Raw genomic sequence first — 14567 nt, 5'->3', positions numbered from 1 at the left:
AAGGGGATAGCATGACAAAAACGGTTTGGGTATTGGGCGTGTTGATGGCGTTGGCTGGATGTTCATCGTCAGGGTCGCCGCACAGCGAGCCCAAGTTTGATAAAATTCAAGCCGCAGAGGCGCGCATTGCACTGGGATTAGGCTATCTAAACAGTGATCGCTATCAACAAGCGCAGCAAAACTTGCAGCAAGCGCGCCAATATGCACCTAACTACTATCGCACCTCGCTGTCGATGGCGTATTATCAACAACGTGTCGGTGAAAACGACAAAGCGGATCGCTTATATCAAAAAGCGTTAGCGCAAGCGTCTGAAAAAGGCGATGTATATAACAATTACGGTGTTTTCTTGTGCGAACAACAGCGGTTCGCCGCGGCAAATGACGCATTTTTGCAAGCAGTCGTACAACCGTATTATCATCGTGTGTCAGACAGTTATGAAAACGCAGCGTTTTGTCAGCTAAAAGCTGGCCACGTAGAACGCGCAAAAGCCTTGTTTAGCAAAGCGGCTGATCACGACCCGCTGAATGTCCGTGCTGGTTTACAACTTGCCAAATTAGAAATAGATACTGGGCAAGAGGCAGCAGCCGTCGCACGTATCAAGCGGCTCCACCAACGCGTTGGTGTACAGCCTGCAGGACTGTTATTGCTAGTGAAAGCTTATCAGCAACAAGGCTACACGGAGCGAGCTGCCCATGACGCTCAGCGATTGGCGCAACGGTTTCCAGAATCCAAAGAATATCAATTGTACCTAGCGAATGAATACTGAACAGACGGAAGAACAAGCGCAATCTGATACCCAACCTGCGCCCGGGGAAGTATTAAAGCAAGCGCGAGAGAAAATGGGCTGGAGTGTTCGTGATGTTGCTGACCGACTTCGATTGCGGGTCAGTGTCATTGAGGATCTTGAACAAAACAACCCAGACATGGATCAATTGGCCACGTTTACACGTGGCTATTTGCGCTCCTATGCCAAGCTGATGCAAATCGACGCCGATCAGCTTTTGGGTAATAGCAATATGGAAGCGAGCAGTGCGGCCACCGTACAAAAAATGCAAAGCTTCTCGCGCAAAACGCGGCGGCAAAAGAGCGAAAGTCGACTAATGTGGCTGTCTTGGGTGATCATCGCTATTGCGGTCGGGATCACTGGCGTGTGGTACTGGCAAAATCAGCAGGCCATGACGTCTGTGCCGACACAGCTGGATAGCCAACAAGCGGATGAGCTCGTCACGACCCCGTCAGAGCAAGATAGCGCGATGGTTGCCACCGATGCACCGGCGATGGCCGAACCTGCGGTAACAGACTCTATGGCCTCACAAGGGGCGGAGTTACAGGAAACTGACGCACAAGATACCGTGAACGAGGCCGAGCCTAATCAAGAGAACGGGTCAGTATCGACAGAGTCAGAATCGGGGACTGCTGTCGAGCCGGTGCAAATGGACGAAGCGACGACACAAACGGATCCAGAGGCACAGCCAATGGCAGAGGATGAAGCCCCCGCGAGCACGGTCAATAACCGTCTAGTGATGACATTTAGTGGTGATTGCTGGATAGACGTGCGAGATGCCAATGGTGAACGATTGGCAACCGGGATAAAGTCTGAGGGTGAGCAAGTGACCCTAACCGGCGACACCCCTTATCAATTGGTATTGGGTGCCCCCAGTGTGGTGAAAATCACCTTTAATGGCGACAATATTGATCTTGATGGCTTCCCAACCGGCCAAGTGGCTCGGTTGCGCCTTCCGCAGTAATCAGAGAACGTCGATATGCACAACGAAACTCCCATCAAACGCCGTCCCTCAACGCGCATTAATGTCGGCAATGTGCCGATTGGTGATGGCGCGCCGATTGCCGTGCAATCTATGACCAACACACGAACCACGGATGTCGCCACCACCGTAGCGCAAATTAAAGCGCTAGAAGGGGTGGGGGCCGATATTGTTCGGGTATCGGTGCCCACCATGGATGCAGCGGAAGCGTTTAAAGAGATTAAAGCGCAAACGTCGATCCCTTTGGTAGCAGATATCCACTTTGACTACCGTATTGCATTAAAAGTGGCGGAGTATGGTGTCGATTGCTTGCGGATCAACCCAGGCAATATTGGGAAAGAAGAGCGCATTCGCGCGGTGGTGGATGCTGCGCGCGACAAGAACATTCCAATCCGGATTGGTGTAAATGGCGGCTCACTGGAGCGCGATCTGCAAGAAAAGTACGGGGAACCCACCCCCGATGCCTTGGTGGAGTCGGCGATGCGTCATGTCGATATCCTTGACCGCCTTAACTTTGATCAATTTAAAGTCAGTGTTAAAGCGTCAGATGTTTTTCTAGCGGTTGAGTCTTATCGCAAACTCGCTCAGCAGATTGATCAACCTTTACACCTTGGCATTACCGAGGCGGGTGGCGCGCGTGCTGGTGCGGTTAAGTCATCGGTAGGCTTGGGGATGCTATTGGCGGAAGGCATTGGTGATACCTTGCGTGTATCGCTCGCCGCTGATCCGGTCGAAGAAATCAAAGTTGGCTTCGATATTCTTAAGTCACTGCGTATCCGTTCACGAGGCGTGAACTTTATTGCCTGTCCGAGCTGTTCGCGTCAAGAGTTTGACGTGATTGGCACGGTCAATGCGCTCGAACAGCGCGTGGAAGACATACTGACTCCCATGGATGTCTCTGTGATTGGTTGTGTGGTCAATGGCCCAGGTGAAGCCGAGGCCTCGCATCTTGGCCTCGCGGGTGGTAACAAGCGCAGCGCTTATTATTTGGACGGGAAACGCCAAAAAGAGCGCTTTAATAACGACAACTTGGTGGATGAGTTGGAGGCGAAAATCCGCGCCAAAGCGGCGATGATGGATGAACGCAACCGCATCAAGGTGTCTCAAATCGATCAAGAAGGCTAAGCCGTTAGGCGGCCTTCTCCCCTTTTTTACATCATTTCGGTAACGGAAGTTAACGTGGCTAAAACAATTCAAGCAATACGAGGCATGAATGACTGCCTCCCGTCTCAATCTCCTTTATGGCAAAAGCTCGAATCTACCATCAAAAACGTAGTGAGCGCTTACGGCTATAGTGAAGTTCGCATGCCTATCGTGGAAGCGACGCATTTGTTTAGCCGTGCGATTGGTGAAGTGACAGACGTTGTCGAAAAAGAAATGTACACCTTCGATGACCGCAATGGCGATAGCCTCACCTTGCGTCCTGAAGGGACAGCAGGTTGTGTCCGTGCGGGGATCGAAAATGGCCTGCTGTACAACCAAGAGCATCGTCTTTGGTACACCGGGCCAATGTTCCGTCATGAACGTCCGCAAAAAGGCCGTTATCGCCAGTTCCACCAGTTTGGCGTGGAAGTGTTTGGCCTAAATGGCCCAGATGTGGACGCGGAACTTATCATGATGACCGCACGTATGTGGCGGGAGCTAGGGATTGCAGAGCATGTGCGATTAGAGCTCAACTCGATTGGTTCTCCACAAGCACGTGCGAATTATCGTCAAGCGCTGGTGGACTTTTTGATGCAGCACGAATCTGTGCTGGATGAAGACAGCAAGCGCCGCATGCAGACCAACCCATTGCGTGTGCTGGATACTAAAAATGCAGACATCCAAGCCATTTTAGTGGATGCGCCTCAGCTCGGTGACTACCTGGATGACGAGTCAAAACAGCATTTTGCGCTGTTGTGTGAACTCTTGGACGCAGCAGGTATCGAATACCAAGTGAACCACCGTTTGGTGCGTGGACTCGATTACTACAACCGCACCGTGTTTGAGTGGATCACCGACAGCTTAGGGGCGCAAGGCACGGTGTGCGGTGGTGGCCGTTATGACGGCTTGGTTGAGCAACTCGGTGGCAAGGCTACGCCTGCGGTTGGGTTTGCGATGGGGTTAGAGCGTCTTGTTCTAATGCTAGAAAACCTTAACCAAGATGATGTCCGTCCGGCGGTGGATGTGTACATGGTCACAGCTGGTGAAGGTGCCATGGTCGCAGGAATGAAACTGGCTGAGCGCTTACGTGAGCAGGTGCCAGGGCTGCGTGTAATGTCGCACTTCGGCGGTGGTAGCTTTAAGAAGCAGTTCAAGCGCGCGGACAAAGTCGGCGCGTCTGTGGCGCTGGTGCTAGGTGAAGATGAAGTCGCCAACGGCACAGTAGCCTTAAAAGATTTGAAAGGCGGCGAGCAACAAACACTGAATCAGGATGAGATCGCCGCGTCACTAAAAGCATTGATTTAAGAGGACAGAACGTGGACGTCTACACCACAGAAGAGCAGCAGGTTGAAGCCATTAAAAAGTGGTGGCGAGATAATGGTAAAGCCGTTGTAATCGGCGCTGTTGTCGGTTTGGGAGCCCTTTACGGCTGGCGTTATTTCCAGTCACAGCAACTGGCTAACCAAGCGCAAGCTTCTCAGCAATACGAGCAAGTACTGAGCAATATTGAGAGCGGTGACACCGTGTCATTGAGCGAGTTAGAGGGCCACGAAGGTTATCATGCCTTGGCGGCGTTACAGCTGGCACAACAACATGTTGAGCAGGGCGAGCTGGACAGTGCCCGCGAGCAACTCAAAAACGCGCAACAAGCGGTGAAAGGTGACGCCTTATATGGGCTCGTCACCACACGACTTGCTCGTGTTGAGGCAGAATTGGAGAACTATTCAGCCGCATTGAGTGAGCTCGATACGGTCACGGCCGAAAGCTGGACCGCGAAAGTGGCAGAGATCCGCGGTGACGTCTTGCTTGATCAGGGCGATAAACAAGCTGCGCGAGATGCGTACGCGGCATCGTTAGCGGCGGCAGAAAGCCCAACCGTGAATATGAAGCTTGATAATCTTGGTCAATAAGGTCGTGGTATGAAAAAACGATTATGGCGTATGGCCGCAATGGCCACGACCATGGCTGTACTGGCTGGCTGTGCCGGTGAAGAAGATGTGGTGCAAATGGCGCCGCTGCCTGCTGTCACTAATGAGATTTCGTCAACGCAGCATTGGCAGGCTCAAGTAGGTGAAGGCGTCGGCCAATACTATTCTGCGCTTCAGCCTACGGTGGCGTATGACAAAGTATTTGCAGCGGACCGCCAAGGTTTAGTCGCCGCGTTTGATTTAGAAAGCGGTGACTCTGTCTGGCAACAGTCGGTACAAGACGAGACGCCAGCGTTGCTTTCTGGCGGGTTGAGCGCCTCATACGGCAAAGTGTATGTAGGCGGCGAAACAGGTCAAGTGTACGCACTGGATGCGGAAACCGGCGAGCCGGTATGGCAACAGAACGTTAATGGCGAAGTGCTGGCCAAGCCTTTGGTAGAAGCTGGGTTGGTGATCGTTAACACCAGCCGTGGTGAGTTAGTGGCCTTAGACGCGGAAACGGGCGAGCCACAGTGGAATAACACCAATGATGTGCCTAACTTGAGCCTGCGTGGTGAAAGTGCGCCGGTGACTATTTCCGGCGGCGTGTTCTGGGGCATGGCTAATGGACGCCTGGGCGCGGCCATGATCGAAACCGGCCGTTCAATTTGGCAGATCCCTATCTCGACACCGAAAGGGGCGACCGAGATCGACCGTCTAGTCGATGTCGACGCAACCCCAGTGATCGATGGCGACCGTTTGTATGCGGTGGGCTATAATGGCCAATTAGTCTCTATTGATTTACGCTCAGGGAAAGCGGCTTGGAAGCGCGATTTTTCCTCAGCCAACGATTTCCTTGTGGCAGGCAACAGCATCTATCTTATCGACGATAAAGATAACATCGTTGCGTTAGATGCACGTAATGGCCTAGAAAAGTGGCGAAATACCCAGCTAACATACCGTATCCTAACCGCCCCTGCGGCAAGTGGTGGATACTTGGTGGTGGGGGATAGCCAAGGCTACTTGCACTGGCTTGACCCGCAAACGGGCGATTTTGTCGCACAGCAATCACTGGAAGGTAACGGGATTGCGGTAGCACCGGTGCAAACCGATAATGGTTACATCGTGATCACCCGTGATGGTCAACTGAGAAAGTTGAGTATCGAGTAAGCGAAGCCACCCAGTTCTATTTTTAGGCTCCTGGCTGCCAAGACAGTCGGGAGCCTTGTTTATTAATAAAGCGAATGAAAAGAAGAGGTCTACATGATTCCTGTTATAGCCCTAGTGGGGCGCCCGAATGTGGGAAAATCGACGCTCTTTAACCGTCTTACCCGCACACGCGATGCATTAGTAGCGGATTTTCCGGGACTGACCAGGGATCGAAAATACGGCAAGGCATTGCTAGATGATCACGAATTTATCGTGATTGACACCGGCGGCATTGACGGCACCGAAGAAGGTGTGGAAACCAAGATGGCGGAGCAATCGCTGGCGGCGATTGAAGAAGCCGATGTCGTACTGTTTATGGTCGATGGTCGTGCAGGCCTGACACCCGCGGATAAAGATATTGCGCAACATATTCGTACCCGTGAAAAAACCACCTTTTTGGTGGTGAACAAAGTGGATGGTATTGATCCAGACACCGCAACGGCTGATTTTTGGCAGTTAGGTATGGATAACATGTTCCAAATTGCCGCCGCGCATGGTCGAGGTGTTAGTGGCCTGATCAATCGTGCGTTGACGCCTTTGGTTGAGCAAGTGTCAGCGGACGAGGACGACGAGCAAGCAGGCTTGGTCGATTTGACTGATGAAGCGGATACGCTCGACAGTGATGATGAGGCGGTAAAAACCGAAGAGCAGGCCGAAAGCGAGTATGAATACTTACAATCGCTGCCGATTAAAATCGGGATCATTGGCCGCCCTAATGTGGGCAAATCGACCTTGACGAACCGCATGCTCGGTGAAGAGCGCGTGGTGGTTTACGATATGCCAGGCACTACCCGTGATTCGATTTACATTCCCATGGAGCGAGATGGTCGCGAATACGTGATGATTGATACCGCTGGGGTCCGACGTCGTAAACGGGTAACCGATAAAGTGGAAAAATTCTCGGTAATCCAAACCCTCAAGGCGATTGAAGATACCAACGTCGTATTGTTGGTGATCGATGCACGCGAGAACATCTCGGATCAAGACTTAAGCTTGCTTGGTTTTGCACTTAACGCTGGGCGCTCGATTGTTTTGGCGGTGAACAAGTGGGATGGCTTGGACAGTGAAGTGAAAGAACGTGTGAAGTCAGAGCTTGATCGTCGCTTAGGGTTTGTCGACTTTGCCCGTGTGCATTTCATTTCTGCGTTGCACGGCACCGGGGTAGGTCACTTGTTTGAGTCGATTCAAGAGGCGTATCAGTCAGCGACAAAACGTGTTGGAACCGCGATGCTCACCCGCATTTTGAAAATGGCGCAAGATGACCATCAGCCACCGATGATCCGTGGGCGTCGGGTGAAGCTAAAATATGCGCACGCAGGCGGCTACAACCCGCCGATTGTGGTGGTTCATGGTAACTTGGTCAAAGAGCTACCAGACTCTTATAAGCGTTATTTGATGAATTACTATCGGCGAACCTTGGATATTATGGGCACGCCGATAAAGATCCAATTCCAAAACAGTGAAAACCCCTACGAGGGGAAAAAAGAAAAGCTGACATTATCTCAATCCCGTCAGCGTAAACGCTTAATGGATATGGTGAAAAACCGCAATAAGAAGTAATACAAAGCCCAGCAGCGATGCTGGGCTTTTTTGATCGCGACAAGGCGAGTCCGATCTCTGTTGGGATCCGTAACCAAATTAAAGTGATCTAAATCACATTAATGAGCAAGGTTATCTGTTGTCTTAGATCCTAGCCTATTGCGCTGCCGCTCAGGTTTTGAGCGGTGGTAAAATCGACACCCCTTGCTATCTCACACTTTTGGATTATTCTGGATCCAAGCTTTAATAAAATAAAATTTAGAATTCTATCCTTTTAAAAATCCAAATKCAGAATATGTAACTTATGCTTTCGGGAAGTGTATTGATAAATATTCTTTTCAGGGTAGGAAGCTGATCAAGGGGAATAAACCCCCAGATCGCTCGATCGCTTACTGATCGGTCAGAGGTGTGTTGTACAGAGCTTAATCAGCTACCTGACTTGGATGACGTTGTTGCACCACGCTAGTGACATCACCGTTACTGAGCTGGGTATGGAGAGTATCCCCGTTCTTTAGCTGATGGATATCATTAACGATATTCCCTTCACTATCACGACTAATTGAGTAGCCGCGAGAAAGGGTGGCAAGTGGGCTGACCGCATCTAAGGTGGCAACCAAGGTGCCAAGTCGCTGTTGCGCATGTGACAGGTGTGAGTCCATCGCGTGGGTAAGGCGTTGATGGTATTGCGCCAATTGAGCCTGATGTTGCTGAATACGGCGGTCAGGCGTCATGCGCTGCAAGCGACTATCCAGCGCAGTAAGCCGATTGCTATACCGTGAAACTTGTTTGGTGAGCGCCTGGTGCATACGTCGTTGCAGCTCATCAATATGCTGACTTTGCTGTTGCAAACGCCGGCGAGGGTGCTGATGCGACAAGCGGTGTTCGTGCTGCGTCAGTGCCCGTTGTTGGCGATAAAGAAGGGTGCCGATCGCGTTTTTGAGCGCTTGCTCGCGCTGCTGATATTGTTGTAAACGATAGCTGAGGTCACGGCTCACTAATTCTGCAGCGGCTGATGGCGTTGGCGCGCGCACGTCGGCAACAAAGTCGGCAATGGTGACATCCACTTCATGGCCCACGGCACTGACGATGGGGATCTGACTGGCGGCGATAGTACGGGCGACGATTTCTTCATTAAAGCACCATAAGTCCTCGAGTGAACCACCGCCACGGCCAACAATCAGCACATCACACTCGTTGCGCGTATTCGCGCGCCCTAGGGCTTGGGCAATAGAAACCGCAGCTTCTTGTCCTTGTACCAGCGTGGGATAGATAACCACTGGCAGGCTCGGATCGCGCCGTTTCAACACATTTAGAATATCATGCAAGGCAGCGCCCGTTTTGGAGGTGATTATGCCAACGCGCTTGGGTTGGTCGGGCAAGGCCTGTTTAGCGCTTTGCGCGAATAATCCCTCGGCTGCCAACGCTTGTTTGCGTTGCTCAAACGCCTGTTGCAGTCGTCCATCGCCTTCAGGCTGCATGCTTTCTAAGATCAGTTGATAGTCGCCGCGAGGCTCGTACATAGACACGCGCGCACGCACCAACACCTGATCGCCGTTTTTAGGTTTGAACATCACGCGGCGGTTGTTACCACGGAACATCGCACATTTGACCTGGCTTTGGTTATCTTTCAACGATAAATACCAGTGACCAGATGTCGCAGCGGTAAAATTAGAGATTTCCCCCGTGAGCCAGACGATACCGATGTTTTTCTCCAAGCAAAGACGCACTTCGGCATTTAAGCGAGAGACGGAAAGAATGTTTCGGTTGTTAGCGGTCACGATCTCGGTCCATTTCAATAAGCTTGTCAGCATACTACCTGCCGCACTGCGGTATGCCAAATAGACCTTAAGCAATCGGTTGCGAAAAAGTCCCGCGGATATCTGTTGATAAATCAACCGACTAAATCTGAGTAGCCCAACAAACGGACATTCTTAGTAAAAATCGATAGCCAAACGTTTGCGCTGCACGTATAATGCTGCGGCAATATTTTGTTCCCCTTCACAAATTTTGGTGTGAGATATTGCAATGCTGAGAATCGCGAAAGAAGCGCTAACCTTTGACGATGTACTCCTCGTCCCTGCCCACTCAAATGTTCTTCCTAACCATGCCGATCTGCGTACAAAACTGACACGCTCGATCAGCTTAAACATTCCTGTGTTATCCGCCGCGATGGACACAGTGACCGAAGCCCGTTTGGCAATAGCCTTGGCGCAAGAAGGTGGTCTTGGCTTTATCCATAAAAACATGACCATCGAGCAACAGGCTGAACAAGTACGCTTGGTCAAAATCTATGAAGCAGGCATGGTCACCAACCCAGTGACTGTGACCCCTGAAATGACCATTGCTGATGTCAAGGCGCTGACTGAGCGTAACGGCTTTGCCGGTTACCCTGTTGTCAACGCACACAAAGAGCTGGTGGGTATCATCACAGGCCGTGATGTGCGTTTTGTGTCTGACTTAAGTAAGCGCGTCGAAGACGTGATGACACCAAAATCTCGCCTCGCCACCGTGCAAGAAGGCGCAGAGCGTGAGCAGGTACAACAGCTCATGCAACAGCACCGTGTCGAGAAGATTTTGGTGGTCAACTCAAGCCATCACCTCACCGGCATGATCACCGCCAAAGACTTCCAAAAAGCGGAAAGCAAGCCTAATGCTTGTAAAGACGAGCAGGGTCGCTTGCGTGTCGGTGGTGCAGTTGGTGCCGGTGCGGGTAACGAAGAACGTATTGCTGCCTTGGTTGAAGCGGGTGTAGATGTGTTGCTGATTGACTCATCACACGGCCACTCTGAAGGGGTTCTGCAACGTATTCGTGATGCACGTGCCGCGTACCCGAACCTGCAGATTGTGGGCGGCAACGTCGCCACTGCTGAAGGGGCACGCGCCCTGATTGAAGCCGGAGTGGATGCCGTCAAAGTTGGGATTGGTCCGGGCTCAATTTGTACCACGCGTATCGTTACCGGCGTCGGTGTCCCGCAGATCACGGCGATCAGTGATGCAGCCGCTGTGGCGCAAGAGTATGGTATTCCCGTGATTGCCGATGGCGGTATCCGCTTCTCAGGGGATTTGTGTAAAGCGATTGCTGCCGGTGCATCCTGTGTGATGGTGGGTTCAATGCTCGCCGGTACCGAAGAGTCGCCGGGTGAAGTGGAGCTTTACCAAGGCCGTGCATATAAATCATATCGAGGTATGGGCTCGGTGGGCGCGATGTCGAAAGGCTCGTCTGATCGTTACTTCCAAAGCGACAACGCCGCAGACAAGCTGGTACCTGAAGGCATTGAAGGGCGTGTCGATTACAAAGGCATGATGAAAGAGATCATTCATCAGCAAATGGGTGGCCTGCGCTCAAGCATGGGGCTCACCGGCTCTGCCACCATTGAAGAGATGCGCACTCAAGCGCAGTTTGTTCGCGTGACAGGCGCGGGCATGAAAGAATCACACGCGCATGATGTCACTATTACTAAAGAAGCGCCGAACTATCGCCTCGGCTAAAGACATCACTACCGCGATGCATTTGAGAGGGGAGCACAGCTCCCCTTTGTTCCACTTAATTGAGAAAGCCAGATAATGACCCAGAACATTCATGCTCAACGTATTTTGATCCTTGATTTTGGCTCCCAGTACACCCAATTGATTGCGCGCCGTGTCCGTGAAATCGGTGTGTATTGTGAGCTTTGGAGCTGGGATGTCGACGAGCAAGACATTCGTGATTTTGCCCCTAACGGTATCATCCTATCCGGTGGTCCAGAGAGCGTGGCAGAGGAGAACTCTCCACGAGCGCCGCAGTATGTCTTTAACGCCGGCGTGCCAGTGTTGGGGGTTTGTTATGGCATGCAGACTATGGCCGAGCAGCTTGGTGGTAAGGTGGCCGGCTCTGAGCACCGTGAATTTGGCTATGCGCAAGTAAAACGCGTTGGACAAAGCGCGCTGTTTGATGGCATTGAAGATGCCATCGCCGATGACGGTCACGCGCTCCTCGATGTATGGATGAGCCATGGTGATAAAGTGGTCGCCATTCCGGAAGATTTTGTCAAAGTGGCCGAGACGGACACTTGCCCCTTCGCGGCCATGGCCAATGAAGACAAGCGTTTTTATGGTGTGCAATTCCACCCAGAAGTGACCCACACGCGCCAAGGCCAACGCATGTTGGAGCAGTTTGTGATGCAAATCTGCCAATGCGAGCGCTTATGGACACCAGCCACCATTATTGACGATGCAATTGAGCGTATTCGTGAGCAAGTCGGGGATGATGAAGTGATCCTTGGCTTGTCTGGCGGCGTCGACTCTTCCGTGGTCGCCATGCTGGTTCACCGTGCAATTGGCGATAAGCTCACGTGTGTGTTCGTCGATAATGGCCTGCTACGCCTTAACGAAGGTGAGCAAGTACTGGAAATGTTCGGTGACCACTTTGGTTTGAATATTATTCATGTTAACGCCGAAGACCGTTTCCTCGATGCCCTTAAAGGCGAAGCGGATCCGGAAGCCAAGCGTAAAATCATTGGCCGCGTGTTTGTCGAGGTATTCGATGAGCAAGCGAGCAAAATGAAAAATGCCAAGTGGCTGGCACAAGGCACCATCTACCCGGATGTGATTGAGTCAGCGGCCTCGAAAACCGGTAAAGCCCATGTGATCAAATCACACCACAATGTCGGTGGCCTGCCGGAAGAAATGGAAATGGGTCTGGTTGAGCCGCTTAAAGAGTTGTTCAAAGACGAAGTGCGCAAAATTGGCCTTGAGCTAGGCTTACCGTACCACATGCTTTATCGCCACCCTTTCCCAGGGCCCGGCCTCGGCGTGCGCGTGCTGGGCGAGATTCAAAAGGAATACTGCGATCTGCTTCGTCGCGCCGATGCGATTTTTATCGAAGAGCTGCGCAATGCCGATCTTTACGAGAAGGTCTCGCAAGCCTTCGCCGTATTCCTGCCAGTTCGCTCGGTGGGTGTGATGGGCGATGGCCGTAAATATGACTGGATCATTGCCCTACGTGCCGTCGAAACCATCGACTTTATGACTGCGCACTGGGCACACCTGCCATACGATTTCCTGGGTAAGGTATCAAACCGCATCATCAACGAAGTCGACGGCATCTCCCGCGTGGTTTACGACGTCTCCGGCAAACCGCCTGCGACGATTGAGTGGGAATAAGCGTTTGAGAGAGTAAAACGCCAGATTAACGACACAAAGCCCATGCCTAGCGTGGGCTTTTTTGTTTCTAAATGTTTCAGCGAGCCCTGTGAGCATCCGTTTTTTATGCTACTTTTCTAATTATAAATCAATTTAAAATTTGGTTGACTGGCTTACTTATGGCTAACTATGCTGTTTTTTGCTTTACTGGCGATGGTTTGTCATTTTAATGTCACTAAAACCTGCTTCAGCAGGCAAGCAAAGACACAACATCGAAAAATGGAGTAAACAGTGAGCCAACACATAAGCGACTCAGCCGAAGCTAGCCAGCCGCGCGGCATGGATCGGTTTTTGAACATGATAGAGCGGGCAGGGAACCGCATTCCGGATCCCGCGCTATTGTTTTTTTGGGGGCTGATCACCGTCTGGGTATTGTCAGCCATTCTTTCTCAGGTCTCTTTTGATTCAGTCCACCCTTTGACCGGCGAGGCTGTTCAAGTCAAAAACCTGCTCACCGGCGATGCGCTAGCCCACTTTTTAGCCAATATGGTTGACACCTTTACTGGATTTGCGCCGCTGGGGATTGTTTTGGTGGCGATGCTTGGTGTGGGTGTGGCTGATCAGTCAGGCTTTATTACCACCGGCCTCAAGAAAATGCTGAGTGTGACGCCGAAGCAAGCGCTCACACCCATGCTGATTTTGGTGGCGATTGTATCCCACACCGCCGCAGATGCTGGCTATGTGCTGGTGATCCCACTCGGCGGGATTATCTTCCACGCGGCGGGGCGTCATCCTCTGGCCGGTATCGCTGCCGCCTTTGCTGGCGTATCGGGTGGGTTTTCGGCCAATTTTATTCCGTCAGGGATTGATCCATTACTGGCCGGTTTTACTGAATCTGCCGCGCATGTGTTGGACGATAGCTATCAGGTAAACCCGCTTGCGAACCTGTATTTCACTGGCTTGTCATCGATTTTGATTGTGGCATTGGGCTGGTTTGTGACCGAGAAAATTGTCGAACCTCGCCTAAATCGTACGCCGATTGATGAGGATGCTGAAGAGGCACCGGATTTGGGCTCTTTTACGGCGATAGAAGGTAAAGCCTTTAACCGTGCTGGGCTGGCGATGCTACTAGGGATCGCTGCGCTGGTGGCCGCCTCGTGGCCGGAAACGTCACCGCTCCGCTCTCCGGCGGGTGAGCTGACCGCGTTTGATGCACCGATTATGCAATCGATCGTGCCGCTGATTTTTTTGCTGTTTATCATTCCAGGCATTGTTTATGGCAAAACCGCGGGCACCTTTAAAACCAGCCAGGACGTGATCAAATCCATGTCTGACACCATGGCGACCATGGGCGCGTACATGGTGATGGCGTTTTTCTGCGCGCAATTCTTAGCCGCATTTACCCAATCAAACATTGGTACTTTGTTGGCGCTCAACGGCGCGGAGCTGTTGCAGTCAATGAACCTGCCAGGTGAGATGACGATTGTGGGAATGATTTTGCTGACGGCAATGGTGAACTTATTGATTGGTTCCGCGTCGGCGAAATGGGGGCTGATTGGGCCGATTCTCGTGCCGATGTTAATGGTTGTCGGCATTTCCCCTGAATTGTCGCAAGCGGCTTATCGTGTGGGTGATTCCGTGTCGAACATTATCTCGCCATTAATGGTGTTCTTCCCACTGGTGGTGGTGTATTGCCAGCGCTACGTGAAAACCACGGGGATTGGTACCGTGGCCTCAATGATGATCCCTTACTCGCTTACCATGCTGGTAGGTTGGACCTTGTTCTTGCTCGCCTACTGGGCACTAGGATTGCCTTTGGGCATTCAAGCCAGTTACCAATACTTGGTGCAGTAATACGCTGTTGCGCGTTGAGCAAGATAA

11 protein-coding genes are annotated in these 14567 nt (G+C 51.8%); 10 read left to right on the top strand and 1 reads right to left on the bottom strand.

Annotated elements, in window-relative coordinates; all coding sequences use genetic code 11:
* Nucleotides 1-11 precede the first annotated feature (11 nt).
* The 7 genes from pilW (at nucleotide 12) to der (ending at nucleotide 7586) form a co-directional block, all read left to right on the top strand.
* Nucleotides 12-767: a type IV pilus biogenesis/stability protein PilW gene (gene pilW / locus BZG74_RS04735; protein ID WP_077771558.1), complete on the top strand. Its 756-nt coding sequence runs from the start codon at nucleotides 12-14 to the stop codon at nucleotides 765-767.
* Nucleotides 757-1749: a cytoskeleton protein RodZ gene (rodZ, locus tag BZG74_RS04730; RefSeq protein ID WP_077771557.1), complete on the top strand. Its 993-nt coding sequence runs from the start codon at nucleotides 757-759 to the stop codon at nucleotides 1747-1749. Before pilW ends, rodZ begins: the two co-directional genes overlap by 11 nt.
* A 15-nt stretch (nucleotides 1750-1764) precedes the next feature.
* Nucleotides 1765-2892 (top strand): flavodoxin-dependent (E)-4-hydroxy-3-methylbut-2-enyl-diphosphate synthase, encoded by a 1128-nt coding sequence (gene ispG / locus BZG74_RS04725; RefSeq protein ID WP_077771556.1) that lies wholly within the window; start codon nucleotides 1765-1767, stop codon nucleotides 2890-2892.
* Nucleotides 2893-2946: 54 nt separating this feature from the next.
* Nucleotides 2947-4215 carry a histidine--tRNA ligase gene (gene hisS / locus BZG74_RS04720; protein ID WP_077771555.1) on the top strand — a complete coding sequence of 423 codons (1269 nt, stop codon included), beginning with the start codon at nucleotides 2947-2949 and terminating at the stop codon, nucleotides 4213-4215.
* An 11-nt stretch (nucleotides 4216-4226) separates the two neighbouring features.
* Nucleotides 4227-4820, top strand: a complete 594-nt coding sequence (locus tag BZG74_RS04715; RefSeq protein ID WP_077771554.1) for a YfgM family protein — start codon at nucleotides 4227-4229, stop codon at nucleotides 4818-4820.
* Between the two features lie 9 nt (nucleotides 4821-4829).
* Nucleotides 4830-5987: an outer membrane protein assembly factor BamB gene (bamB, locus tag BZG74_RS04710; RefSeq protein ID WP_077771553.1), complete on the top strand. Its 1158-nt coding sequence runs from the start codon at nucleotides 4830-4832 to the stop codon at nucleotides 5985-5987.
* 93 nt (nucleotides 5988-6080) lie between these two features.
* Nucleotides 6081-7586, top strand: a complete 1506-nt coding sequence (der, locus tag BZG74_RS04705) for a ribosome biogenesis GTPase Der (RefSeq protein ID WP_077771552.1) — start codon at nucleotides 6081-6083, stop codon at nucleotides 7584-7586.
* A gap of 401 nt (nucleotides 7587-7987) precedes the next feature.
* On the opposite strand, the gene xseA is transcribed toward der, so the two are convergent.
* Entirely contained in the window at nucleotides 7988-9376 is a 1389-nt protein-coding gene (gene xseA / locus BZG74_RS04700; protein ID WP_101494656.1) for an exodeoxyribonuclease VII large subunit, read from the bottom strand.
* A 214-nt stretch (nucleotides 9377-9590) separates the two neighbouring features.
* On the opposite strand from xseA, the gene guaB reads away from it, so the two are divergent.
* From guaB to BZG74_RS04685, 3 genes are all read left to right on the top strand, one after another.
* Nucleotides 9591-11054, top strand: a complete 1464-nt coding sequence (gene guaB / locus BZG74_RS04695) for an IMP dehydrogenase (protein ID WP_077771551.1) — start codon at nucleotides 9591-9593, stop codon at nucleotides 11052-11054.
* A 75-nt stretch (nucleotides 11055-11129) separates the two neighbouring features.
* Complete coding sequence (guaA, locus tag BZG74_RS04690; protein WP_077771550.1) at nucleotides 11130-12707, top strand: glutamine-hydrolyzing GMP synthase; 1578 nt, start codon at nucleotides 11130-11132, stop codon at nucleotides 12705-12707.
* Between the two features lie 318 nt (nucleotides 12708-13025).
* A complete protein-coding gene (locus tag BZG74_RS04685) occupies nucleotides 13026-14540 on the top strand; it encodes an AbgT family transporter (protein ID WP_077771600.1) in 1515 nt (504 codons plus the stop codon).
* Nucleotides 14541-14567: the final 27 nt, after the last annotated feature.

This window comes from Salinivibrio sharmensis, assembly GCF_001995985.1.
In the GTDB taxonomy this organism is placed as follows: Bacteria; Pseudomonadota; Gammaproteobacteria; order Enterobacterales; family Vibrionaceae; genus Salinivibrio; species Salinivibrio sharmensis.
The sequence above is the reverse complement of the archived record's forward strand: the minus strand, read 5'-3'. Positions and strand labels throughout refer to the sequence as shown.